This is a genomic window from Methanospirillum hungatei, from assembly GCF_019263745.1.
Classification (GTDB): domain Archaea; phylum Halobacteriota; class Methanomicrobia; order Methanomicrobiales; family Methanospirillaceae; genus Methanospirillum; species Methanospirillum purgamenti.
In genome coordinates this window covers 2,943,364-2,967,833 of the sequence record NZ_CP077107.1, presented here as the reverse complement: position 1 = coordinate 2,967,833, position 24,470 = coordinate 2,943,364, and the positions used below count along the sequence as shown (strand labels likewise).

28 protein-coding genes are annotated in these 24,470 nt (G+C 42.7%); 18 read left to right on the top strand and 10 right to left on the bottom strand.

The window, feature by feature from the left end:
* Positions 1-44: 44 nt before the first annotated feature.
* Positions 45-1,226 carry a tubulin/FtsZ family protein gene (locus KSK55_RS14345; RefSeq protein WP_214420858.1) on the top strand — a complete coding sequence of 394 codons (1,182 nt, stop codon included), beginning with the start codon at positions 45-47 and terminating at the stop codon, positions 1,224-1,226.
* A 7-nt stretch (positions 1,227-1,233) separates the two neighbouring features.
* Positions 1,234-2,433 carry a hypothetical protein gene (locus tag KSK55_RS14340; protein ID WP_218607401.1) on the top strand — a complete coding sequence of 400 codons (1,200 nt, stop codon included), beginning with the start codon at positions 1,234-1,236 and terminating at the stop codon, positions 2,431-2,433.
* A gap of 239 nt (positions 2,434-2,672) precedes the next feature.
* Here KSK55_RS14340 and KSK55_RS14335 read toward each other — a convergent pair whose 3' ends face one another.
* The 3 genes from KSK55_RS14335 to tuf all read right to left on the bottom strand — a co-directional run bounded on the left by KSK55_RS14335 (position 2,673) and on the right by tuf (position 6,019).
* Positions 2,673-4,226, bottom strand: a complete 1,554-nt coding sequence (locus KSK55_RS14335) for a flippase activity-associated protein Agl23 (RefSeq protein WP_218607400.1) — start codon at positions 4,224-4,226, stop codon at positions 2,673-2,675.
* 190 nt (positions 4,227-4,416) lie between these two features.
* Positions 4,417-4,725, bottom strand: a complete 309-nt coding sequence (gene rpsJ, locus KSK55_RS14330; protein WP_011448589.1) for a 30S ribosomal protein S10 — start codon at positions 4,723-4,725, stop codon at positions 4,417-4,419.
* A 16-nt stretch (positions 4,726-4,741) separates the two neighbouring features.
* Positions 4,742-6,019 (bottom strand): translation elongation factor EF-1 subunit alpha, encoded by a 1,278-nt coding sequence (tuf, locus tag KSK55_RS14325; protein ID WP_218607399.1) that lies wholly within the window; start codon positions 6,017-6,019, stop codon positions 4,742-4,744.
* Between the two features lie 195 nt (positions 6,020-6,214).
* Between tuf and KSK55_RS14320 the strand changes: the two genes are divergently transcribed.
* Positions 6,215-6,523 (top strand): hypothetical protein, encoded by a 309-nt coding sequence (locus KSK55_RS14320; protein WP_214420854.1) that lies wholly within the window; start codon positions 6,215-6,217, stop codon positions 6,521-6,523.
* A 20-nt stretch (positions 6,524-6,543) separates the two neighbouring features.
* Here the strand turns inward: KSK55_RS14320 and cobS are convergent, their stop codons facing one another.
* Entirely contained in the window at positions 6,544-7,287 is a 744-nt protein-coding gene (gene cobS, locus KSK55_RS14315; RefSeq protein ID WP_218607398.1) for an adenosylcobinamide-GDP ribazoletransferase, read from the bottom strand.
* 85 nt (positions 7,288-7,372) lie between these two features.
* Here cobS and cobT point away from each other — a divergent pair, with 85 nt between their 5' ends.
* The 8 genes from cobT to nudC are packed head-to-tail and all read left to right on the top strand — an operon-like array spanning position 7,373 to position 13,658.
* Positions 7,373-8,380 (top strand): nicotinate mononucleotide-dependent phosphoribosyltransferase CobT, encoded by a 1,008-nt coding sequence (cobT, locus tag KSK55_RS14310; RefSeq protein WP_218607397.1) that lies wholly within the window; start codon positions 7,373-7,375, stop codon positions 8,378-8,380.
* Between the two features lie 36 nt (positions 8,381-8,416).
* Entirely contained in the window at positions 8,417-8,983 is a 567-nt protein-coding gene (locus tag KSK55_RS14305; RefSeq protein ID WP_218607396.1) for a GMP synthase subunit A, read from the top strand.
* A complete protein-coding gene (locus KSK55_RS14300) occupies positions 8,980-9,519 on the top strand; it encodes a YkgJ family cysteine cluster protein (protein ID WP_218607395.1) in 540 nt (179 codons plus the stop codon). Before KSK55_RS14305 ends, KSK55_RS14300 begins: the two co-directional genes overlap by 4 nt.
* Entirely contained in the window at positions 9,512-10,720 is a 1,209-nt protein-coding gene (locus tag KSK55_RS14295; RefSeq protein WP_218607394.1) for a TraB/GumN family protein, read from the top strand. Before KSK55_RS14300 ends, KSK55_RS14295 begins: the two co-directional genes overlap by 8 nt.
* Before the next feature lie 15 nt (positions 10,721-10,735).
* On the top strand, positions 10,736-11,485 hold the full coding sequence (locus tag KSK55_RS14290) for an SAM-dependent methyltransferase (protein WP_218607393.1): 750 nt from the start codon (positions 10,736-10,738) through the stop codon (positions 11,483-11,485).
* Between the two features lie 23 nt (positions 11,486-11,508).
* Positions 11,509-12,186, top strand: coding sequence for a diphthine--ammonia ligase (locus KSK55_RS14285; RefSeq protein WP_218607392.1), 678 nt, complete (start codon positions 11,509-11,511; stop codon positions 12,184-12,186).
* 3 nt (positions 12,187-12,189) lie between these two features.
* Positions 12,190-12,807, top strand: a complete 618-nt coding sequence (locus KSK55_RS14280; protein WP_218607391.1) for a glutamine amidotransferase-related protein — start codon at positions 12,190-12,192, stop codon at positions 12,805-12,807.
* Between the two features lie 26 nt (positions 12,808-12,833).
* Entirely contained in the window at positions 12,834-13,658 is an 825-nt protein-coding gene (nudC, locus tag KSK55_RS14275) for an NAD(+) diphosphatase (RefSeq protein ID WP_218607390.1), read from the top strand.
* On the opposite strand, the gene KSK55_RS14270 is transcribed toward nudC, so the two are convergent.
* Positions 13,655-14,356 (bottom strand): hypothetical protein, encoded by a 702-nt coding sequence (locus KSK55_RS14270; protein WP_218607389.1) that lies wholly within the window; start codon positions 14,354-14,356, stop codon positions 13,655-13,657. The genes nudC and KSK55_RS14270 overlap by 4 nt on opposite strands.
* A gap of 282 nt (positions 14,357-14,638) precedes the next feature.
* Between KSK55_RS14270 and KSK55_RS14265 the strand changes: the two genes are divergently transcribed.
* Together KSK55_RS14265 and KSK55_RS14260 are read left to right on the top strand one after the other, a co-directional pair.
* Complete coding sequence (locus KSK55_RS14265; protein ID WP_218607388.1) at positions 14,639-14,830, top strand: hypothetical protein; 192 nt, start codon at positions 14,639-14,641, stop codon at positions 14,828-14,830.
* Between the two features lie 541 nt (positions 14,831-15,371).
* Complete coding sequence (locus KSK55_RS14260) at positions 15,372-16,013, top strand: hypothetical protein (protein ID WP_218607387.1); 642 nt, start codon at positions 15,372-15,374, stop codon at positions 16,011-16,013.
* An 83-nt stretch (positions 16,014-16,096) separates the two neighbouring features.
* On the opposite strand, the gene KSK55_RS14255 is transcribed toward KSK55_RS14260, so the two are convergent.
* Positions 16,097-17,131: a hypothetical protein gene (locus tag KSK55_RS14255; protein ID WP_218607386.1), complete on the bottom strand. Its 1,035-nt coding sequence runs from the start codon at positions 17,129-17,131 to the stop codon at positions 16,097-16,099.
* A gap of 210 nt (positions 17,132-17,341) precedes the next feature.
* Between KSK55_RS14255 and KSK55_RS14250 the strand changes: the two genes are divergently transcribed.
* The 3 genes from KSK55_RS14250 to KSK55_RS14240 all read left to right on the top strand — a co-directional run bounded on the left by KSK55_RS14250 (position 17,342) and on the right by KSK55_RS14240 (position 19,523).
* Positions 17,342-17,959 (top strand): YIP1 family protein, encoded by a 618-nt coding sequence (locus KSK55_RS14250; RefSeq protein WP_218607385.1) that lies wholly within the window; start codon positions 17,342-17,344, stop codon positions 17,957-17,959.
* A gap of 102 nt (positions 17,960-18,061) precedes the next feature.
* On the top strand, positions 18,062-18,961 hold the full coding sequence (locus tag KSK55_RS14245) for a cupin domain-containing protein (protein ID WP_218607384.1): 900 nt from the start codon (positions 18,062-18,064) through the stop codon (positions 18,959-18,961).
* A 226-nt stretch (positions 18,962-19,187) separates the two neighbouring features.
* Positions 19,188-19,523, top strand: coding sequence for an RNA recognition motif domain-containing protein (locus tag KSK55_RS14240; protein WP_214420838.1), 336 nt, complete (start codon positions 19,188-19,190; stop codon positions 19,521-19,523).
* 172 nt (positions 19,524-19,695) lie between these two features.
* Here the strand turns inward: KSK55_RS14240 and KSK55_RS14235 are convergent, their stop codons facing one another.
* Genes KSK55_RS14235 through KSK55_RS14225 form a run of 3 tightly spaced genes read right to left on the bottom strand, consistent with a single transcriptional unit; the run spans position 19,696 to position 22,224 of the window.
* The gene (locus KSK55_RS14235; protein ID WP_218607383.1) at positions 19,696-20,898 is read right to left on the bottom strand and encodes a hypothetical protein; all 1,203 of its coding nucleotides are present in this window, start codon (positions 20,896-20,898) and stop codon (positions 19,696-19,698) included.
* Positions 20,895-21,203 carry a carboxymuconolactone decarboxylase family protein gene (locus KSK55_RS14230; RefSeq protein ID WP_218607382.1) on the bottom strand — a complete coding sequence of 103 codons (309 nt, stop codon included), beginning with the start codon at positions 21,201-21,203 and terminating at the stop codon, positions 20,895-20,897. Before KSK55_RS14230 ends, KSK55_RS14235 begins: the two co-directional genes overlap by 4 nt.
* A 52-nt stretch (positions 21,204-21,255) precedes the next feature.
* On the bottom strand, positions 21,256-22,224 hold the full coding sequence (locus tag KSK55_RS14225) for a mechanosensitive ion channel family protein (protein WP_256664039.1): 969 nt from the start codon (positions 22,222-22,224) through the stop codon (positions 21,256-21,258).
* 182 nt (positions 22,225-22,406) lie between these two features.
* Here KSK55_RS14225 and KSK55_RS14220 point away from each other — a divergent pair, with 182 nt between their 5' ends.
* Both KSK55_RS14220 and KSK55_RS14215 read left to right on the top strand, forming a co-directional pair.
* Positions 22,407-23,015 carry a DUF2115 domain-containing protein gene (locus tag KSK55_RS14220; protein ID WP_256664038.1) on the top strand — a complete coding sequence of 203 codons (609 nt, stop codon included), beginning with the start codon at positions 22,407-22,409 and terminating at the stop codon, positions 23,013-23,015.
* A 2-nt stretch (positions 23,016-23,017) separates the two neighbouring features.
* On the top strand, positions 23,018-23,845 hold the full coding sequence (locus KSK55_RS14215; protein ID WP_218607380.1) for a lipase family alpha/beta hydrolase: 828 nt from the start codon (positions 23,018-23,020) through the stop codon (positions 23,843-23,845).
* Positions 23,846-23,883: 38 nt separating this feature from the next.
* Here KSK55_RS14215 and KSK55_RS14210 read toward each other — a convergent pair whose 3' ends face one another.
* Entirely contained in the window at positions 23,884-24,456 is a 573-nt protein-coding gene (locus KSK55_RS14210) for an RNA recognition motif domain-containing protein (RefSeq protein ID WP_250545255.1), read from the bottom strand.
* Between the last annotated feature and the right edge of the window lie 14 nt (positions 24,457-24,470).

Here is a 24,470-nt window from a genome sequence, read left to right as displayed (position 1 = left end):
CAAATATTAAGAATCCCGATATTTCATACAACTGGTGTACCTCCATGAAAGTGTTTTTTATAGGATTTGGTCAGGCTGGTGGCAAAATTGTTGACCGGTTCATTGAGTTTGACAATAGAACCAATGGCAACAGTTTTCGTGCTATTGCGGTAAATACAGCCAGAACTGATCTGATGGGACTTCAGCACCTCGATTTTGAGGACCGAGTCCTGATTGGTCAGACGAGCGTGAAAGGCCATGGCGTTGGTACCGATAATGATACCGGCGCCCAGATAACCTTTGACGAAATTGACATCATTATGAATGCCATCGACCGAAAAGGAATCGGTGAAACGGAGGCATTTATTATTGTGTCTGGTCTTGGTGGCGGAACTGGATCAGGTGGTTCACCCGTTCTCGCCCGTCACCTTAAAAAGATATACAAAGAGCCGGTCTATGTCCTTGGCATTCTTCCGGCTCCCGAAGAGGGACGCTTATACTCATATAATGCTGCACGAAGTCTAGCAACCCTGGTAAAGGAAGCAGACAACGTAATCCTCTTCGATAATAGTGCATGGAAGAATGAGGGAGAAAGTATAAAGGGTGCATTTGACCGGTTGAATGATGAGATCGTCCGTAGATTTGGATTATTGTTCCGTGCTGGAGAGGTTGGACAACTAGGTATTGGCGAAATGGTTGTAGACTCCAGCGAGATTATCAATACCCTCCGGGGTGGGGGTATAAGTTCAGTTGGATATGCCATCAGCGAAGTCATTGACTCCGGACCAGTGGAAAAAGATAGGGGATTTTTTGATCGCATTATCGGGAGAAAACAGATAGAGGAACGCCGTCCGGAGGAAAAACTGATGGGAGAGGATAAAACCTCCCGGATTTTATCGCTGGTCAGGCGTGCAATGCTTGGGAGGCTGACTCTCCCATGTGAGTATTCCACCACAAGCCGTGCACTGGTTCTGGTTGCCGGACCACCAGACGATCTTGACAGGAAAGGAATTGAAAAAGCAAAGAGCTGGGTAGAGGAGAACATTGCCGGTGTGGAGGTGCGTGGTGGAGATTATCCAGCCCAGAGCAGGTATGTAGCAGCAATCGTTCTTTTAGCATCCATTGCAGATGCCCCACGGGTGACCAATCTGCTTGAAATAGCTAAAGAGACGAAAGCTACATCAGAACGGATTGATGAAGAGAATGTTCTGAAACTGGATGAGAGTATTGAACCACTCTTTGAGTGAGGAAGTTATGAAGACCGGATCACTAATCATCTTTCTAAGTATCATTTTTTGTTTCATTGCTATCCCGGCAATGGCCAGTGTTGAAGTTGGACATGTTAACATTAAGCCTTCAGGAGATCTTGAATCTGGCAAATCCAATGTTACTGCAGATTTGCAGATGAGTTTCATCTCAGTTGGCGGAGAAACCTTCCCAAGTGATGAAAGTATTTCACTTAAGACAGAACTTGAAAATCCTGTATGGACCTATTCTATCATTCTGGATGGTGTTGAAAATCCTCGCCCGGCTGTTAGTAAAAAGCAGTTAGACCTTTCAGGATGGGAACTTTCGTATGAAAATGTTGACGAGAGTGTCAAAGTCAACCTGAAAGGAATGGCCCCAAAAGTGGACAGTTCGCGCCAAATCGAAGTTGTTTCTGTCAATGTTGCAACACCAGGTGGAAGAGTGAAGGAGACCGTCAAGAATGTGACGGCTTTTGTCACAAATCCTGGAGAGCTAAAAGGAGACATCACATCAGTTAAGGAATCTTATTCAAAACTGGAAAAGGATATCGCACAGAATAAAGCTGATGGAATTGATGTTTCCAAGGCTGAAGCAAAAGCAAAGGAAGCATTGAATTCCTTAAATTCTGCAGCTGGTGCAAGCTATTCGAATGCTCAGGTTTACATAAAAAACGCAAACACCTTCATCAAAGATGCATATTCCATGCTTGACATGGGCGTTTCCCAAAAAGCTATCAATGAAGTAAAAGAGGCAATTGATAAAACAGATGAATGGATAAACTACTTTAAGACAGAAAAGGAGATGGGAAGTGATCCACGTCTCGCTCCAATTATTACCAAACGTGAATTCGCCGCTGAAGATGCAAGTGATGCAAAAGAGCTTTTTGATGCTGGTAAGTATACCGACGCACGAAAGAAAGCTGAAGAAGCATACCAGAAAGCAAACGAAGTGTTTGAAGCTACCCAGGAACTCCAGACTGAAGTTGAATCCGCTCCAAAAGGACCTGAACTACCAGATATTTCCGGAATAATCCCATATATCGTTGGAATTATTGTTGTCGCAATAGTTGGTTTTATTCTCTACCGGGTTATGAAGAATCGTGGAGGAAAAGGTGGAGGCAAGGGAGGAGGAGGCGGAGGCAGCTTCGGATCCCGTGACAAGCCACGGAAAAAATCTACAGTTCATCAATATGATGAGCTCTTCTAATATTTTTATTCGAATTTTTCGTCACTAACCACTCTTTTTTCCCAGAGTTACGTTATACTTTTCGGAGTAGAAGAATATGAAAAGAACCAGTTTACTCTGCGAACATATGTTAGGCTTGATAAACTGTGTGAATAAAAAACCAAATAGAATTCATCTATTCGTATCTGTAACTGTTCTTCTTATAATCACTCGGGCATTTGTTGAGACGAAAAGAGGGGAACAAAAAATGAAAATTACAATTATTCCTTTAACATACCAGCCTGGTCAATACGGGTAAACACATCAAGGTTAACAGTGCCCATTTTTCCATCCCGAAGAAAATACCACTGTAGAATCCTTTCTTTATTATCAAACCAGGAATACCAATAGCTAAGATGATAGGTTCTTTTTTCAAAATCAGGTAATGATTCATAACTATCAATATCGTGTGTTATGATAACATCTGGATTTTTTCCCATCCAGACAATGGGATCAACCTTTTTTCCATAAAATAAAATTTTCTCCCATTCTCCTCCCCGGTAATACCAGGGTAGAGGCCAGTAGGAATCTGAGGCAACCACCACATTTTTTGCAGAATCAATAATTTTCATGACTTCCCGCATATCTTCCGAATTCTGAACCTGTACAATAGGCTCATTGATGTCGGTCGGGGTAAAGCATACATGAACGGTCATACCTATCAGAAATGCCACGGTTATGATTCCTGCAATAATTTTTTTCTTTTCAATGCGGTATGATGCAAGGAGAATGACAGGAAATAATTGATGAATCAAAAGCCAGGGAACTTTTTCCCCAACCCATCCATAAAAGACCAGGGTGCTAGCGGTCCAAATTACCATGAGAAGAATGAATAGAGATATTTTAGCATCGTTAGACAATTCCTCTGCCGTATGGGTATTTCGAATATAATTGATACCATTATCTTTCCATCCACATTGCCAGATAGCATACCATACAAGAATAAGCAGAGGGATTTCATACAGAAGAAACATGAGCAAATACCAGTATGGAGGTCCACATAATCGACATTGATCATGCATTGAAGTCCAGTGTTCTATTGCTTTAAGCGGTGCTTCAAAGAACATCTGAGGATGCTGGAAGAATGAAGTGTAAAAGATAAAGCCAATAACTGCGGCAATAATGATTGAACCAATCAAATCCCGCTTCCAAGTTATAGGGAGGGATATTTTTTTGAAAATAATCAGAGAAATAAAAAAGGATCCAAAAACTAAAATTACCACTGGCATATCCTCTTTCAGGCACAATCCACATGCTGCTGCAACTCCTGCAAGATAAGCCCATCCTGATTTTTTATATTCTATATATCCAAGAATTGCTACCAAAAGCAAAATCGAGAAAAATAATTGAAAGATATCATGACGTAGAAACCGGGAAAAATACACCATGTCAGGTGAGCATGCAAAAAAGAGTGCTGCCCAGATAGAATGATTTCTTGATAACCAACCGGTTTTATAAATTCCGTATATCAGAAGGATTATGAGAGTACCAAAGATTGCCGGAACAAATCGCGCAATGAGATCCGAATCTCCGAATATTCGAAAGAATCCGGCCATGAGATAGTATAAAAATGGGCCATGGTACATGGGATCATATTGGTATACTCCTTTTGTCAGAAGTTCATAACTAAACCATGCATGAATAGCTTCGTCATGATGTAATAACTTAAGATTCGGTAGAATTGTCCGGAGAAATAATCCAAACAGGAAAATAACAGTAAATATTTTTTCGACAGAACAGTTCGTGTATCGTTCCCGTAACATCTGAACATTCATTGGTTTTCTGCCTCAGTAAGTAGAACGGTTCATCACTAAAAGGCAATCTTTGGTGAAAAAATGCGGTCGGTGGATATTTCCCTCTGTCCCCCGTTAATCATTATAAAATGAAAAGAAGGTATCTCCCTTGGGAGGTACTGTGGATGATATTGGGATTATTGCGGCTTATCTGAAAAGCCGCCCATATTCATCAGCTTTCAAGGACAATCTCAATTCCAATGTCCTTTGGTACCTGGGTACGCATAAGCTGACGAAGAGCACGCTCATCAGCGTCGAGATCAATGAGACGCTTGTGAACTCTCATCTGCCAGCGGTCCCAGGTAGCTGTCCCTTCTCCATCCGGACTTTTCCGGATAGGTACCACAAGCTTCCTGGTTGGCAGGGGAATCGGACCGGCCAGATTTACACCGGTCCGCTCAGCGATCTCTTTAATCTTTTCGCACACTTCTTCTACTTTCTGATAATCGGTTCCGGTGAGTCGGATTCTGGCCTTCTGCATGATAACACCGATTCGATCAGCGCATCTGCTTTCTGGCAACTTCAATACACATGCCGGCAGCGATGGTCTGGCCCATATCACGGATTGCGAACCGTCCAAGCTGTGGGAATTCCTTTGCACTCTCGATACAGAGTGGCTTGGTTGGATGACACTTGATGATTGCTGCATCTCCTGCTTTCAGGAAGGTTGGGTTCTCCTCAAGGGTCTGACCGGTACGTGGATCAAGTTTCTTTACAAGTTCAGTAAAGGTACAAGCGGTCTGCGCTGTGTGACAGTGGAAGACCGGGGTGTATCCAATAGTGATAGCACTTGGGTGCTGAAGAACGACAATCTGTGCAGAGAATTCTTCTGCAACTGCTGGCGGATTGTCAGCGGCCCCACAAACGTCACCACGACGAACATCATCCTTTCCGATACCACGGACGTTAAATCCGATGTTATCGCCTGGAAGTGCCTGTGGAATTTCTTCGTGGTGCATCTCAATAGACTTGCATTCACCAGTCTTGTTGGCTGGCATGAAGGTAACATTCATACCTTTCTTGAGAATACCGGTTTCAACACGTCCGACCGGAACAGTTCCAATGCCGGAGATTGAATATGCATCCTGAATTGGGACACGAAGTGGTTTTTCGGTTGGCTTGTCAGGAACTTCGAGTTCATCAAGTAATCCGAAGAGTGTTTTTCCTTTGTACCAAGGCATCTTGTCAGAGTTCTTGATTATGTTGTCACCCTCAAATGCACTGATTGGGATAAACTTGACACTGTCTGGGTTGGTTCCAACCATTTTCAGAAGGTTTCCAACATCGGTCTTGACCTGGTTGAACCGAGCTTCGTCATAGTTGGATGCATCCATCTTGTTGACTGCAACAATGAGCTGCTTGATACCAAGGGTCTTGGACAGGAAAACGTGCTCCTTGGTCTGTTCCATAACACCATCAGGTGCTGCAACGACGATGACTGCTGCATCCGCCTGGGAAGCACCAGTGATCATGTTCTTGACGAAGTCTCTGTGTCCCGGACAGTCCACGACAGTAAAGTAGTACTTGTCAGTGTCGAACCGCTTGTGGGCAATATCAATGGTAATACCACGTTCACGCTCTTCTTTCAGGCTGTCCATAACCCATGCAAAAGCGAATGAACCCTTACCTTTTGATTCTGCTTCTTTCTTATACTGTTCAACGATGTGTGCCGGAACAGCTCCGGCTTCGTACATCAGTCTGCCGACGGTAGTTGACTTACCATGGTCAATGTGACCAATAACAGCGAGGTTAATGTGGGGCTTCTCAGTTGCCATATATACAAATCCTCCAATACCTCCGCACGATATCAGAACTGCAAAGCACAGCCCGGTTATGCGAGTATTACATATTTGATAGAAGTCCTTTTAATATTTTTCACTATGACCCTGGAGCCGGCGTAAACCAGATTATTGGATATCAGGAGAAAACGAAGTAATTAAGAGGGTTTCAGAGGAATGATCTGAATACATATGAAGTCAATTCCAATTCTCCGTGAGCAAGGCTCAGATAAAGCATATGTGGAATGTGCCTCTGGAAAACTGCCAGTGCACACCAGGTGCTCATATTGCATGAATTGTAAAGGAATTCAGGTAGGGGCGCGGGTTATGCCTTCTCCTTATGAGAATGCCTTTTCTCAGATAAGAGGGGCGAACGTACCCCCTGAGATCCTTATGGAAGCTGCCATGCAATTCAACAGTTTGGTCCGCGATGGCTCTGCAATTGCGTGTGATGATGAAAAAGAACAAGGATACACCCCACGTTTTAGATCACGGCTCTGACACAGGTTTTCTAATAATTATCAAACGTTCATCGTGGCAAGACTACAGGCACAGATAGTGAGGAGAGCGCACCGGGTTATCTCCCCCGTTGCTCCAGTGACATCACCATTTACACCTCCAAACAATTTATAGGCCAGAAACCGGGTACACAGCGGAATTATAATTAGTATAATCCCGGCATAAATTTTTACAAAAAGGGGGATAGGTAACAGAAATGCGGGCACGAGAAGCAGGGTGGCTGGTATTACAAACCAGGTTTTTGAATAGGAATGTAACGTTGCATGCAGACCGTCATGAAATGGTTTGCCAAACACAGTAAGGAATGCCATGCTCCATTTCCCCCCTGTTTCAGCAATAATTAGCACTGATGCTGCAATCACCCCAGTTTGAACTGAACCTAAAGATACCACAGAGAGCAGGGTTACCATCATCCCAAGAGCAAGGGCTCCGGAGCCTATTTGCCGGTCAGTAAGGGCATGAATCCGTTTTTGTTGTGAACCATGCGCCATAAGCCCATCACCAAAGTCCAATAAACCATCAAGATGGTTTGCCCCAGACATAAACAGAACCAGACCAATAGCAAGCACCGCCCCGACAAATGAGGGTGCAGGTATGAAAATTAAGAGGAAACCACCAAACCCACCGATAACATATCCGGCCAATGGATACAGCCATGTATTGCGTGCAAATGCCTCAAAAGGGACTATTTTTCCAAGAGGCAGAATCGTGGTGAACTGGAGAAGTGCCAGGATGGCGTGTATCATGATTCCTCATGAGTTTTCACACCTGACAGATATGGGCTTTGGTGAAGCGAGAGATTGATGGTTCATTCAGAGCAATCGATTACGAATGGTTTTTCTATCCCGACCAAATTTATTACAGCCAAAAAGACCGTTGTTTGTAGGAATTCTGGCGAACACCATGTTATCCACAGTTCCTGGCCTCTCAGGAGCTGGGCCGAATCCAATGGGTTCTCTGCTTGTGCCGGTTCTGGATGCGGAACTAATCTGGCAGGGTGTTATTACAAGTTCAGATGCAACACCAAACACCCCTACTGGATGCCCGACACCTGCATCAATAACACGAGCAGTTCTTAATCTGGCTGGATTATCACCTTTATTCATAAATGCCGGACTGGTTCATCGACCAACCGTTCCAGTGCTGGATCTCCAGGGAAAAGCAGGGGAGGATCCTCGGTACAGACCGGCTGTTCCAGATGCAGTACGATTATATGAAGAAGGAATCAGGGTTGGAAAGCTTTTATCGGCATATGATCTTCTGGTAATTGGTGAATGTGTTCCGGGAGGTACGACAACGGCTCTGTGTGTCCTCAGAATGTTAGGGTATGATGCAAGAGTAAGCAGCGCGTCGGTAAAAAATCCGGAATCAATGAAAGAAGAAGTCTACAACGAAGTAGTAAACCGGATTGGGAAACGTATATCGCATCCTCTCGAAATCATCAAAGAAACCGGAGATCCTATGATAGCAGTGTGTGTCGGATTATCAAAGGGCTTTCCAGGAAAAGTCTTCCTTGCAGGGGGGACACAAATGCTTGCCGTTGCAGCAGTGATCCAGGCTTTAGGAAACCCCATGCCAGAAGTTGTAACAACTACCTATGTTCGTGATGATCCACATGCTAGCTGTGATAAAACAGCACAGGAGATCGATGTTCCGATAACCTATGTCGATCCCGGATTTGGGGATTTGGGTCATTCAGGTCTAGTCAGGTACTGTATTGGGGAGGTCAAGGAAGGGATGGGATGTGGTGGAGCAATGATGCTTGGGAACCTTCTTGGATATAATCCGGAGGAAATTACCAAGTCCATTGTCTCATTTGTGACTGGGTATAGTCCCTGAATGCATATCTACTGCCCGGTATAACATATAAGGAAGATGCTTCCTTTATTTGTGGTCAATAATTATGGCCAGTTCAACCATCTCATTCTTCGGGCTCTTCGTGACCTGGATATTGATGCAAAACTTATCCCAAATACCACACCGATTGAAGATGTAATAGCCGGATGCCGTGGTATCATACTTGGTGGTGGCCCGGATATATCTCGTGCCGGAATGTCAGATCAATATATTCATCTTAAAAAACCGGTTCTTGGGATCTGTCTTGGTTTGCATGTTATTGCACAAACATTTGGCGGAACAGTTCAGTCAGGGCAGAAAGGAGGGTATGGAGCAGTTGAGGTAACCATTACAGATCATGATACAATTCTTACCGGGTATCCAGAGAAGATGCAGGTATGGGCGTCCCATGCAGATGAGGTAATTGTCCTCCCTGTTGGATTTAACCGGCTTGCTACCTCTTCTATCTGTGGAAACGAGGCGATAGCACATAAAGAACTGCCAGTATTTGGTATTCAATGGCATCCGGAGGTGAGCCATACCTTTGAGGGGTACCGGATATTTGAAAACTTCAATCATATCTGTCAGGACCAGACAGAGGTATGACTCATTCATTATCCCTCGTGGGTGCCATTAAAGAAACAGGTTTTTCATGTACCCGGTGTGGAACATGTTGCAAGGAATCTGAACCCGGATCCAACCTTGTTATGGTAGGACCCGAAGAAATATCCAGGATAATCGAGAGGAGCGGTCTTTCATTTGAAGATATCGTAGAACCCTATCCAGACAGAATTCAGGAAGGGGGAAAGGACTATACCTTTGGATGGGTTCTTCGCCGAAAAAATGATCAATGTATGTTTCTTGAAAGAAACCGGTGTATTATATATGAGGTTCGACCGTGGATCTGTCGGACATACCCATTTATGCTGGACAATTCAGGTCTATCAGTCCATCCATGTGAAGGAATAAGGACTGTTAACCATACAGAAGATGCTCAAGAGATGGCGTTGAACCTGGAAAAACGCCTCGAATATGAACAAGATCAGGATGATAAAATTCTGAAAATTTTATCTTCTCACTCCATTCCGGCAGGTAAGCCGGTTGTAATAGATGCAGAAGGAATAAAGGAATATCATGGGTGAAATCCGGATAATCGGGACAGCACATGTCTCACAAAAAAGTGTTGATGAAGTAAAAACAGCGATTGATGAGTGGCAACCTGATGTGGTTGCCATTGAACTAGACCAGGGCAGATACCTGGGCCTGAAACAGCAGCAAAAAAATCCGGAAATCGAAGATATCCTTCAGGCAAAGAATTTCACACAACTCTTAATTCAGTGGATTCTTGCATACATCCAGAGAAAAATCGGAATGGATGTCGGCGTTGAACCTGGTGCAGAGATGAAAGCAGCAATTGCAGCAGCAGAAGAGCGTCAGGTAAAAATTGCCCTTATCGACCGTGATATCAGGATAACCCTCCACCGATTCTGGGCATCGATGTCAATCATTGAAAAATTCAAGATGTTTTACGCACTCATCGGTTCGGTTGTTGTCGCAGATAAGAGCGGCGAACTCATCGATATAGATGAACTCACAAAAGAGGATGTGGTCACTCTTGCGATGGAGGAGTTTTATAAGTATTCACCACGTGGAGCAGAAGCACTGATCGGTGAGAGAGATGCATACATGTCTCATAATCTGGTAAGATTGGTTGCATCACATGAACGTGTTTTAGCAGTAGTTGGTGCAGGACATAGGAAAGGTATTGAAAAATTCTTACAAAGACCGGAGACGATTCCCCCATTAGACAGCCTGACCACCCAGATAAAAACCCGGCCATGGGGATTGATTTTCGGAGTCATTGTCACTGCAGTGTTTCTCCTCCTCATCCTTGCCATCATATTCTCCGGAGTCGGAACAGAGGTATTACTTCAGGCTCTCGTATACTGGGTTTTGATTCATGGTGTTCTAACATTTATCTTTACGTTGATTGCCGGAGGACATCCGATATCCGGACTTGTCGGTTTTGCGGTAAGTCCCCTATCATCACTTCATCCTCTTATTGCCGCCGGATGGTTTTCAGCAATCGCAGAAGCTAAGATCAGAAAACCTCGTGGTTCTGATATTAAGAGAATCATGGAAGCAGAGTCGATAATGGAAATGCGAGACATCCCATTATTCAAAGTAGTCCTTGTAGCGGCACTTGCAAATGTAGGGTCAAGTATCGGAACATTTGCATATTTCATATTTATCTTCCCGATTCTCGGTATTGATCCAAATGTAATATTGGGTCAGGGATTTTCCAATATGTGGGCTGCAATAACAAACATGTTACCTTTTTAATGAGTAACGACTTGAATGGATGACAAACAATCTTTTCAATTTTTTCTGGATTTTTACGCAGACCTTCCCAGGCAGGGCCCGGGAAATGACCAGTTTACCCAGCATATACTAGGTCTGCTCATTGACCTTCCCCCTCATCCAAAGGCCCTTGATATGGGATGTGGAAGCGGTAAACAATCCCTTATTCTTGCACAATGTGGATGCCGCGTGACAGCTGTTGATCTTCATCAGACAATACTTGATGGACTAGTCCGGCGAATAAAGAGGGAAAAACTCGAAGATTTCATTGTACCTGTTCATGCATCAATGGATATGTATGAATCAAAGGAGCCAGTAGATCTCATTTGGAGTGAGGGTGCGATATACATTATTGGATTTGAAAATGGACTTACATTGTGGAAAAAACATTTGAAAACTGACGGATACCTGGTTGTTTCAGAAATGACATGGCTGACCTCAAATCCACCAAATCCAGTACATGAATTTTGGGCCAGTGAATATCCAGCAATGACAACGATCGACAAAAATCAGTTACTCATTGAAAAAAGCGGATACCGGTGGCTAGGTTCAATTCTTCTTCCAGACCATGCCTGGGATGATTACTATGCCCCACAAAAAGAGAAAATAACAAGGTTGCGAAAAACTGAAATACTCTCTTTAAGTGAAGACAGAATATTGAAAGAAATTGAAGATGAAATTCAGATTTTTGAAGAGAACCGGGGAATGTTTGGATATGTATTTTACCTGATGCAAAACTGTGCATAAAGGCAGGGTATTATGTTGATCGTATGAGAATCGGGGCACTATTATCCGGGGGAAAAGATTCGGTTTATGCTGCATGGCGAATGATACAAACCGGACATGAAATTTCTTGTTTTATTACTATTCAGTCCCGTAATCCGGAAAGTTACATGTTTCATACTCCAAATATTTCTTTGACAAAACTCCAGGCCGAGGCAGCAGAAATCCCGATCCTTATACAGGAGACAGATGGAGCTAAAGAGAAAGAACTGGTTGACCTCAGGGAAGCAATACATCGGGCAGCAAGTACTTATCATCTTGATGGTATTGTTACCGGAGCTATTCAATCAGTATATCAGGCATCCCGGATTGAGCATATTTGCCATGATGAAAAATTATGGTGTTTTTCACCACTCTGGCTTTGTGATCAGGAACAATATATCAATTCCTTAGTGTCTGAAGGATTTGAAGTAATCATTGCGGGTGTTTTTGCTGAACCTCTTGACGAATCATGGTTAGGAGTGAGAATTGATGAGTCATTTCTGAACCGGATGAAAAAGATACATCAGAAGTACCATGTATCACTTGCCGGAGAGGGAGGAGAATATGAGAGTTTTGTCTGCTATGCCCCATTTTTCCACAAAAGAATAGAGATCCTAGAAACAGAAGCAAAGTTCGCATATGGATCAGGAGGCTATGTTATCTCCCGTGCACAGTTGGTGTAATCTATGATTTTAATTATTGATCTGACCGATCCAGAGATAACTATTCTCCGCGATGAGTTCGTGGCCCCAATCACCCGATATTTCCTAAGTGTCGGTCAGCAAACGCGGGTTATACGCCTCGAAGAGTGGGGAAGAGTAGATCCAGTAGTGAATGGTATCATTATTTGTGGAACTGCTTTAGCTGATGACTGGTATGTAAACCATTCTATAGAAACACAATTGAACCTATGGAATGGTCCAATACTTGGAATCTGCGCAGGAATGCAGATGCTTTTAACTGGAACCGGAGGCGAGAGACACCCATTTCTGGAGATTGGAATGACTCCTGTATACCTGACTGATATTGGGAGAGAACATCAGTTAACGAAAGGGAAGGATGATTTTTCAGGTTATTCTCTTCATCAATACACTGCTGCTAGAATCCACCCCTGGATATCCCTTGCAGAATCAGATGACGGGGAACAGATTGTAATGCATCAGCATAAGCCATGGTTTGGAGTCTTATTTCATCCAGAAGTCAGAAATGAATGGATTTTTGAGCGATTTATATTATACGTTCATCAATTCTCACAAACACACTCTTCAGGAATAGAAGTTGACTTCGACAAGACAGTCATATAAAATCAGGATGAATGTGTAACCATTTTATGTACCACCCATCATTTGCAATTCCCCGGATGAATATCCATGGGGATCTATCATCTCACCATTCTTATCTCATAGCTCAGTCAGACGGGCATCTTATCAAGGGAACAGAAGGATTTGTCTTTCATGACATTCCAGAAGATATTGCCAGGTTTGAATCTTGCAGGATTTTTCTCGGAACCTGGAACGGTATATCCTGGTGGGTAATCGGTATTCGGTTAGATCTTCCACTCCAAACAGCGTATTCTTTATTGACACTTCGGGAAATTCCAAATGGGACAAACTCTCCGATTTCTGGTATTGCATGTCGTGCTGTTCAACTGGTTAGATTTGATACATTGACAAAATATTGTGGGTATTGTGGCAGTCGAACATATATAAAAACTGACGAGGTTGCAAAAATTTGTACATCCTGCAAAAAAATCGTTTTCCCAAAACTATCACCGGCGGTTATCGTCCGTATTACTGATGGTAGCAGAATACTCCTTTCCAGATCACCTCATTTTCCGAAAGATATGTACAGTGTACAGGCAGGATTTGTCGAAGCAGGTGAGTCCTTAGAGACCGCAGTATGTAGAGAGGTTCGTGAGGAAATCGGTATTGAAATCTCAAACATCAAATACTTCGGATCGCAGCCCTGGCCTTTTCCTGACTCACTCATGATAGGATTTACTGCAGAATATGCAGGAGGAGAGATCATGCCAGACGGATTTGAAATAGAGGACGCTGGATGGTATACACATGAAAATCTTCCACAACTCCCCGGTCCGGACAGTATTGCAAGTGCTTTAATTCTTAGTTGGATAGAACAGATAGCACCCTATTAATCCTCCTCCCATCGATGTGCCAGGTTTTCGCTTGCTGATATGACATAGTGGGGAACATCAGATATAATTACCAGAAGAATTCGGTGGGAGCAATATGGACAACAACCAGCCCTGAGTGATTTCATCTCATTCATCTCTTCGGATGATAAAGAACGGTAATCAACAATCTCTCCTGATGTATGAGGGAGGTTTATGAGAACAGCAGGGCTGAACTGGTGATGACATCGCTGACAAAATCCCCATAATCCATATTGAATGATAATGCGGGTGATACCCTGTTGTTCCAGGTCGTTTATTACCGGATGGTTCCAATAAAATAACGGGAATTTTCGTACTGCAACAGGAAGGCCGGCATATACCTTTAATTTCGGAACTTCAGAGTGAGTCAGATAGCCTCCGGGAATATGCAGAACCACCTGACAGTGAACACACATGGTTTCACCGCCCATTATGGGATCTAGTTCGGAGAGATCAACAGTATTTATTTCACTACAAATAGGACAGGGAAAGAAAATTGTTTTAAGGATATATTTTACATCAGATGTAGTTTTGTTTAAAGGTATTTTTAGTTTCTTTGTGGATTTTTCCGGTTCTTCGACAGGTAAAACAGGTTTTCCCTCCTCATATTTATTTAAACAATTGTCCGGGGTTTCTTTAATATCATCAGTCACTCCTTTTCTTCTACTCCAAAATCCCATGATTCTCCCCATTCAAGACACATACAGTTGGTATAAGCATAAGATTATTAAATAATATCCCAATTATTCAGAATTGTCTCTTGAATGAGGTGAAGAAAATGATAAAACGTATGAACAGATCTCCCATGAAAACGGGAGAGGCTGGCGGGTGCCCTGATGGGATGCTGTCAGGGGGGATGTGAATGATGATTATGCCCGATGAAATGGCATCATTGTTGGGGGGTTTATCCGGGTCTACCTAGTGCTGTCTGGTGGGGTTGATGTGTCTGGTAGGTGATCCATGTGTGCAGACGGATGGCACTATTGTACCACTCCATTGCAACAGTTGTAATGGCACACCGGCAATATGCCGGCAGGGATCAAATTACCCGAATTCCAACTCTGAATACCATTATGATAGGGGGCTATAGCGGATGTTACCAGCCCCTGTCCCGCGAGGCACCGCTCCGGGGGATCCGTCACGAGTACCTCTGATCCAATGGGTCATCGGGTGGAGAGTTAAATGTTACTTCTTGTAATCGTGAAATAAAAATCATACGATAAATTTCATAGAGATAGTGATCTACGTTCTGACCCCGAAAGAATGCCTGATTATCATGAATTCCCCGCATCCTGAAATCATACAATACAATCCGGAGAAGAACATTGAACATCCGGAAACTATTGGTTTTTAAAAATATGACTGAAAATCGGGAATTTAGTTCTCATAATCACGATTTTCAAAAATATCGATTGAAACGTGTAAATATTAATAATTTGTTCAAATATTCAGAGTGCGTGCTTGACTTTATGATTTAAAATATTTTTATGTGAGCATATAATTCAATTTATAATCATTATGATATAATATTTAAAAGAATAATCATTTCAAAGAGTTTTCCTGAATTTTTATCGGAATAATTCAGACAATATGAAATATTCAGATTATCAATCTTTTACTATAATAATACCCGACTGTTTTTTTAAAAGGAGATATATGAGATAGCATATTTGTATATGAGATCAACAACAGTGTATGGTTAAATATTTCATTGTGGGTTGTATCCTCCTCGCTACAATCCTACTCGCAGGATGTGTTCAACAGGAGCAAATTCAGTCTTATCCAGTAGTATCTCCGGAGGAAACAAGCAAACCAGTTCAAGAGTCAGAGATCTCCCCTGAAGAGCTTGTGAACGAGTCTAAAAATGAGACAATAAGTCATACACCATTACCGACAACATCACCAATAATCACACCAGAGCCCACAACTCCAGTTCAGGTACCGACACCAGATCCAAACTTGGCTTTTCAGGAACTTGTTATAACAAAGCTTGATCTCATTCAGGAAGGAAAGAAAGCAGTTCTTGATACCTGGAATGCCGGAGATGCTTTAGCAGCTCAAACACATATTAATGAACTTCGTCAAAGAATCAGAAACAATAATGATGCCAGTACATTTCCAAAGAAAATGGATTATGTGCGGTTACAATATTATGATTTTATTGATCGGATGATTCAGTTTACTGACAATTTTGATCAGGCAGCCATATTACGGAATAAGGGAGAGAGCGGTTCATCTAATTCCTATGTTTCTGCAGGAATTATGGCGGGGGACAGGGCAGATATCTCGGACAAGAAAATCCGGGTCTTCCTCAATGAACATCCAAAACTCCTGTAATTTTTTCAATCTAAACAGTTTTCCCTTTTTACACAGGATCTGAACCCATATATTACAAAAAATGGATTTTTTTATGATTGGGGCTATTCAATCGTAATAATCAATTTCGCTTCCGCATCTTCCGCTGGCCTTGCAGGTTCACCAAAGTAAAACCCTACTTCATCTCCTGTCTTAAGTCCATATACATTCAACCCGTCGGTATCTGGATAAAGATAGTCCTTAAGAAGAATATTATTGACTAGAACAAACCATGTTTTATCACCAGAAAAATGATAATCATTAATTCCTTCTAAAAAGAGTATTCCACCCTTTCTCATTGATTTGTCACTCACGCTTACATCTGAAATTTTGTCATCGTCCATCAGTTTTTTCAAGAGTCCAAGTGGAGTGTCACCGTCGATTTCATAATCTCCCCCGGTTGTTGTTATGTTAACTATCCCGGATGGGAGTGAGAACGAACCACTATATAGGATTTCCTGGTCGCCAGTAGAAGAAGTGTTTGAAGATTTTGTGTCTGATTCGTCCGGGGAGCTTTCTTTTTCAATTTCTTCCACAGTTTTTTCATTTAGCTTAGGTAAATCTTCATTGGTAGTGACATTCAGGGTATCCTGTTCTGGTTTGACTGTCTCATTCCCCTGGTTAGTACTCACTGGTTCAGCCAGGACTTCATGGATCTCCCCTACCGTTACAGTCAGATATGCCTTTGATTCTGAAACCATCCCTTTCGGATCTCCAAGAATGAATAGGACAACGTCACCTTCATTCAGCAGATACCGGTTAAGCCCCATGGTTTCTGACAGAACGACATCCTCAAGTCTCTCTCCATTTACCTTGACGTACCAACCGGCTTCATCTCCAAAACTCAGGTTTCCTATTCCATCAAGAAGCAGGATTCCTTTCTTCTCCATCAATTCATCACCAATGGAAAGTTTGTTTATTGTTCCCGCTTCCTGAAGAATCTGAAGGATCCCAATCGGAGTGTTCCCTGGGACCGTATATGATGTTCCAGAGTATGAAAGGACTGAAAGCGATCCTTTTGTATCTACAGTTCCATTATAGAGGAGACCAACGATATCTGATGACGTTTCTTTTATGTCAGTTATCTCTGTATCAGGCATGACATCATCCGTATCTTCTGCAAATGATATGCCGGAACAAAATAAGAGCACAATAAAAAGCAGATGTATTACGGATAATGATCTCTGGAGTCTTTGCATGTGAATCACTTCGAATCTGACGATGTGTCAGTACATAAGAGTAGGATTTAATAAGATGAGAAGATGACCCAGCAGGGAACAACTATACCTGATTATAGTATAGTACAAATTATGATTCAAATTCTGATTGACGATATTCGCGGCGTTCTCCTTCACCCAAATAAATTCTTCCAAAATGTTCGTGAATCAGGCCTTCCTCATGCGTACAGGCAATATATTGTGCTGCTCGCATTTTTCTCAGTAATTGCCGGGTGGATCAGAATGTTTGACAACGACCACGCAATTCGGGAGATGTTACAAATAGTCCCATATTATGGTCCGTATATTGCAGAAAAAATATGCCCAATCATTGCTGAATTTGGAGTTGCTATAATAATAGGGACGTTTCTTGCAGGAATATATCTTGTGTTCATCGCAGGCGCTCTTATACATCCATTTATTCTTCTGGTAGGGGGTGAACAGGGTTTTAGTCAGACAATGAAGGTACAGATGTATGCCGCTACACCAACACTTCTCTTTGGTTGGGTTCCAGTGATGGGAATTATTGGGATAGTCTGGTCCAGCATTATAATGGTAGTTGGTTTAAAAGAGTGTGCAGGATTATCATTGATCAGATCAGTTCTGGCAGTCATCGTACCAATTTTCCTTTTTGCAAGTTTTTTTCTCATCATAATCATCACAATTCAGTCTTTCACCATGTTCCTCAATCCGATATACTGGCTTACTTAAGTTAAAAAAAGCGTAAGAAAAAACCAGATCTAACATAGAGATTAGAAGTGAATAAGGGCAATACAAGAACCCTCTTAATATTTGTGGTGCTAACGTGAGTATATGAATTTCAGATATCCGGTTATTGCCACTGCTTTTATTCTATCACTGTTAACATGTAGCGTTTTATTCGCGGATAATTCTTGGGAAAAATCTGAAGGGATTGTCCTGACTGAAGATAACTACGAGTGGGTACATCACGATGAACTGCTCAATGTCACCGATGTTTTCTCCCGGCTAGACCTCATGTCAGGAATGACTCTTTCTCCCAATACGTCTCTAACACTGTATAATGCAGATCCTGGTGCAGTTCTCTCACCTGATGCAATACTCCCAGTTCCAGAGGTGATATATGTACTGGAAGGAACAATCAACATCACCGCTGATGATGAACAAATCCTGGCCGGGCCGAATGACGCGGTGTATATTCCGCCAATGAAACTTCGCAGATATGAAAATGCAGATGAGGGTAGACTTCGCTTTTTTTCATTGCTTGACTGGACAAATCAGGACAGTAATGCTACTTCTATAGATGAAGATGGAGAAGAAGGATATCATGACACAACAGTCCGGATCAGAACAGAAGAGACAATTTCTCCCCATATTATAGGAAATCAGACATCCAATGAAACATTTAGATTTTATCGGTTATTACATCCAGAAGAAGACGCTCTTGAACTATCATATGATCTTGGATCTGTCTGGATGTCTGAAGGTTCCCAGATGCCAGACCATTATATTGATGATCGGTATCAACTCATAACCATTTTATCAGGTTCGGGTAATTACTCTGTCGGATGTACTCAATACCCGGTTAATCCAGGAGATATTGTTTTTGCTGCTCCAGGTGCTGTTATGAATAGTACTGCAGATCAGGATTTACATCTCTTGGTAATTACGAATCCCTATTACGAGGAAAAATATGATCATGCAATACCAGGTGCATGTGATGTTATTATCTAATACAGGATTATATAATGCTCATTTATTTTTTAAATGATGGTGATAATTCAAATACTCTTGCGTCTATTATTGTATAGCAGACGTTTGAGCAATTCTGAAATAGTTCCTGAGCATCCTTCGGTCTGAAGTGTTTTGTGTCACGCTATTCTCGGTTATGTCTCTGGCAGGGAGGATCCCAGGATCCGTGACTGCCATTTACACGGATGCAAAAGATAAGTGATTGATAATGGAAGGAAAGAGATTATACGTTGGGAACCTCCCCTACTCTACAAATGAGACCCAGATCAGAGAACTTTTTGCTCCTTTTGGGACAGTTGACAATGTCAAGCTTATTGAGCAGAAAGGATTTGGATTTGTAGAAATGAGCACCTCCGAAGAGGCACAAAACGCAATGGATTCCCTAAACCAGACCGAATTTGGTGGAAGAACCCTGCGGATTGACGAAGCCCGTCCCATGCAGCCACGCCGTGAATTCGGTGGCAATAGTTCCTTTGGTGGAAACCGTGGCTATGGCGGCGGTAGCGGAAGCGGTGGCTTTGGCGGTAACCGCAGAAGATACTAAACTTTTTTAAAATTTCCATACTAATTGCATGGATTAGGGGACATTTCTCCTATTTTTATTCATCATTATCCATATCATCAGGGCATGCATAAATAAATCCATGAGAAGTTAGGGTAGCGATACACACGATTATCCTAAAGGGCACAAAAACCACCATCACTCTTCTGTTGACTTATATTTCGGCCTCATCAACATCAGGTTTTTGTGATGAGAAAAAATCAGACAATCGTGTTTGTTGTTCTTTCATAAGTGACCTGAGCAATTTTCCTGAGGTAATAAATTGTTCTGGTTTCAGGGTCATTTTTCCGGATGCATATGAGAATGCATCCTTAAATGTTTCAAACTCCAGCCCTTTGGTCAGCATGGCATTTCTGACATTCTCGCGGACATTAAATACCCCGAGTGGCACATATCCTTCGGTTGCTTCTCGGAGAACAATAGCACCAGCTTGCTTTTGTTCACGGAGAAGGGCTTCAAGAATTGCCATTTTACATGTGTAATAACACCCACCGACGGTTGAGTATTCCGTTTTCGGGCTTTTTATCTCACTATCTGAAAAAATAAGTTCTTCATCACCGAGTACCCTGATAAATGCTTCTGTCCACTCGTACTGCCATCCGGTGGGGGTTAATATTACAGCATAACGATTATGCAGACTGCTAAATTCATGAACCCGCCAGGAATCCATCAGACTAAACTTTTTTACCTGGTGAAAAAGATGATTTGCTAACGTACTATCAACCGCAGTGATTGACCACCGGGTAGGTACTAGATGCCTTTTTTTCCCGTTCCCCATAGTTCCTGCGGAAAATGCCTTTTGAATAGAAGAAAAAGGAACCTTCTCTTTATGGAGATTTATGACTGCATCCCTTGCCAGCAGATCGGTGTCATCAAAGGCCAGTTCAAGATGGTGATTCCATCTCACCGGTTCACATGAGAGTTTATCAATTGATGCACTTGGTCCAAAAGGTGCATGCTCCTCACTGAATGAAAAACCAGTAGGAACCTCAAGAAATGCGGCCTCACTCTCAACCGATGTGTCTGACAGCACAATCTCCTGCAGCTGGCTGACAAATCTGCTGTGTATATCGGTGGTCTCAACAAGGCGTTTTCCACGCACCAGACCGAGCCGGTATCCTATAATCTCCTCCTGTGACTTCTTTGCAGGGATCCATGACTCAGGCGTGTCATATACTCCTGTATCTCCATGTTCGGGAGTGATAAGGGGTCCGGCAAAGACTTTCGGGTATCCGGCACTTCCAATGAAGATGGATGGAGGTGAACTTCCATCCAGCTCAGTACCGATGGGTACCGACCTGCTCTGAAGTGTTGAGACCGTCAGGGTCCGAAGATATTCAGCCTTTCCTATACTCATTGTTTATCATACATCTCAACTATAAGGGGGAGAACCTTTAATACACCAGATATACCGCTGACGGTGAGGGTCAGGAGGACCGCATCAAGTATCTCCTCTCTTGTTGCCCCAAGTCCCTTCGCCATCGGAAGGTGAGCCCGGACCGCCCGTTCATCTCCCATTGCAGTTTTCATAGCGATATAGATGAGCTGCTTTGTTTTCTGGTCTAATCCTTCTGATGCGATAAGTGCCTGGATAAGACCATTGAACGCTGCTGCAGCCTCAGGGGCCTCTTTCTGAAAAAGTTCCATGGGGGAAAGTTCCATAAACAATATGTACCCCCTGGCCTTATGAAGGATGTATAGGGAATTCTGTAATTTATCCTTCCTTTTTCAGGTGCACATCCACCTGGGGAAATGGTATCTCAATACCCTCGTTTTTAAATACCTTCAGAATGCGACAGTTTATGAAATCACGGATCTCGTAAGTCATGGTATACTTATCTGTCCAGATAATCATCTGCAGGTTCAGACTGGATTCTGCGAAATCAAGGAAATATACTGATGGTTCCGGCTCATGAAGACAGAGGCCGGTATCAATGATCTCACCTGCAATCTTTAAAAGAAGGGCCTTGACTTTTACAATATCACTGCCGTAGGCTACCCCAAGATTTATCCGGACTTTGATCTCCTGATTTGGTTCTGCGTAATTGATTACCACATCATTGGTGAGGATTGAATTCGGAATAGTGACGAGTTGACTGTCAAGGGTTTTAATTCTCGTACTTCTGGGCCCGATAGTGATCACGTCACCGATGAATTCCTGCACCTGTATCCGATCACCGATAAGGAAGGGTTGATCCGCTGCAAGCAGTGCACCTGAAAAGAAATTGCCCAGGATATCCTTCCCTGCAAAACCAGCTGCTATTCCGACAATACCTCCGGCAGCAAGAAGGGGGGTAATGTCAACATTGAGTATTTTAAGAATAATGAGTCCTGCAATAATCCAGACAATATAACTGAATGTTGATCTGAAGAAGTGATAGAACCTGATTCCTGCTTCATTTGATGCAGACTGGAGTATATGTTCTTCATACTGGTGTGCTACATTTTTCACAAATGACCAGAAGATCCAGGTCGCAAGGATGGTAATGCAGACCATCAGGTACCTATTATCCAGGATCCAGGCGTATTCAGCGGGAATGAGGGTGCTTATTGCTAGAGAGGAATAGATAGTGATGATGACGAGGAAGAGGATCAGGGGTTTTCCGATAGATGAAAGGATGATATCATCGATGACACTTTCGGTCCGTTTTGCCCGTGATCTAAGCAGATTTCCGACTGCCATTATAAATATAATGCCGATAATGCCACTAATGAGGATAAATAAAGCGGAAATATTCGAAGGTTCCATCTCTTATATGTCGTCTTGGAAAGGTAATAGTAGTGGACACATGGACCTTCAGTCTCTGCTTCCTATTGGGTACATTGCATGAAACTATATTGTATCTCCGGTTTCATGTATAACAAGTGATAACCGAACGGGTCTGCTGTGGGATGACAGATCCAGAGCAATCAAAAATCGAATCAATTGTAGCACGAATGGCTGGTGCGGCTCATAAAGGGGATCTTGGCACCATTGTTGCTGAAGAAATTCTGAAATACTCTGTATTAGAACTACAGGTGATCGGAGGGAGATTAAATCTTGAGATAGAACGACTTCCAGCAAATTACCGGCATAAAATCAGATCCTATTTCAGGGACCAGATATTCGGGGCTCACCATCTGCTCCTCTCCAGGTATAGAAGTGGGATCTTTCTGAAGTGTTCTGACCCATTACGTGACCCAGAACTCTTTCTCTCCTACTGCCAGATGATACCTGACGGGTGTATGGCATGGGATGAGGATACATGGAAAAACCCTGAGATCTGGAGCCCGAAGCACCGGCTTTTTTACTATCTGATTGCAGCATATACCATGTTTGTCGAAGATCTTCCTGGTCACCCGGTCGGGATGCCATTTCCCGGAGGTCAGGTTGTGGAGAAACAGGGTGAAGAGTACTATTGTCCGATTCGTGATAAGGAAAAGGATGTATTCTTCTCCATCTGTAACTTCTGTCCAGCCAGGCAGACAGATTAATCATGGATTCAATTCCTTTAGTTTTGGTTCATGGGTGGAAGAGTCATCCGGGTATCTGGAGAAGACTTATTGAACGGGTGAATATCCCCACTGAAAAGATCTGGCTCTTTGATTACTCTGATCTACATGAATCGACAATCTCACAAATTGCCCACCAACTCAAATCCTTCCTTCATGAGAAACGGAAAGTGACCGGATATACCGGACCGGTTGATATTATCTGCCATTCAATGGGTGGGTATGTTACCAGATATTATGTCGAGGTAATCGATGGAGGAAAAAGAGAAGAAAATGTCAGGCAGCTCATAGAGATAGGTGTTCCAAACCAGGGCTCTTCAATGGCAGAGATCTTTAATGATCCAAAGTATGGCCCTCATGTTATCCAAATCCTGTCAGGGGAATTTGTCCCGAAAAAATATGAACCTGAAAAGGATGTCAATGTCCAGGGCCTTCGAATAAAAAGTAGGGAGACATTTCAGCTCAGAAAAGCAGGTATCCGTCCGGATATCAGATATAGGAATATTCTTTCAGCAAACCGGACAGGAGATCCGGCTTTTTTCCCAAGTTTTGAAGGAAGAACCTGGGTACTGGGTCATGATGAGACCTGGAGAAAAACCTGGCTCGGAGATGGTGTCATTCCCCATTATGATTCATATCTTCCAGGGACAGAGTTTGATCTCATCCCGTGTAATCCAGAAACAATGTTGGATGAGCCCTATCAGTATTGTCACATTCTCCTGCCAAAAAATTCTGAAGTTATCAGATTGGTAATCAGATATGTGGAAAACCCAACAATTCCCTCGTCAGAAAAGTTTCCAGAACACCACTAATATCATAAAAAAATATCAGAATCTGAAAATTAGAAGAATTATCTGGATCCACCCGGCCAGAACCGTGTCTTTGTTTTTTTCTGAGCAGGTTTATCATCGCGAGGGGGAGTTTTACTCGGTCTGTTTTTCCCGGCAGGAGCAGTATCCTTTTTATCTGGCCGAGGAGCACTTCGTAAAGTTCGCTCTGAATAATCAGATTCCCTCTGTCTGGTTGGTGCATTTTTACCAGATCTCTGGGATGATTTACCTCGTGTTCCAGACCCAGATTTTCCCCGTGGACTAGCTGATTTTCCATATGTTGGTTTTTGACCCTGGAATCTTCCACCAGACCTGTTTTGAAACCCGGTCTTACTTTTTGGAGGCCTTACATCATCAATGAGAAGATTTCGTCCCATGAATTCCGTTTCGTTGAGGGCATTTCGTGCCGTTCGTGCATCTTCATAACTCTCCATCTCAACAAATCCGTATCCTTTCCCTTCAATTATCCTGACACCAACAACTTCACCATATTTGGAAAACAGTCCCCATAACTGCTTTTCATCAACAGAATATGTCAGGTTCCCAACAAACAACCTTTTTGGATTCATATTATTGCCTTTATTTGAGTGCATGTCGAGGAATAATC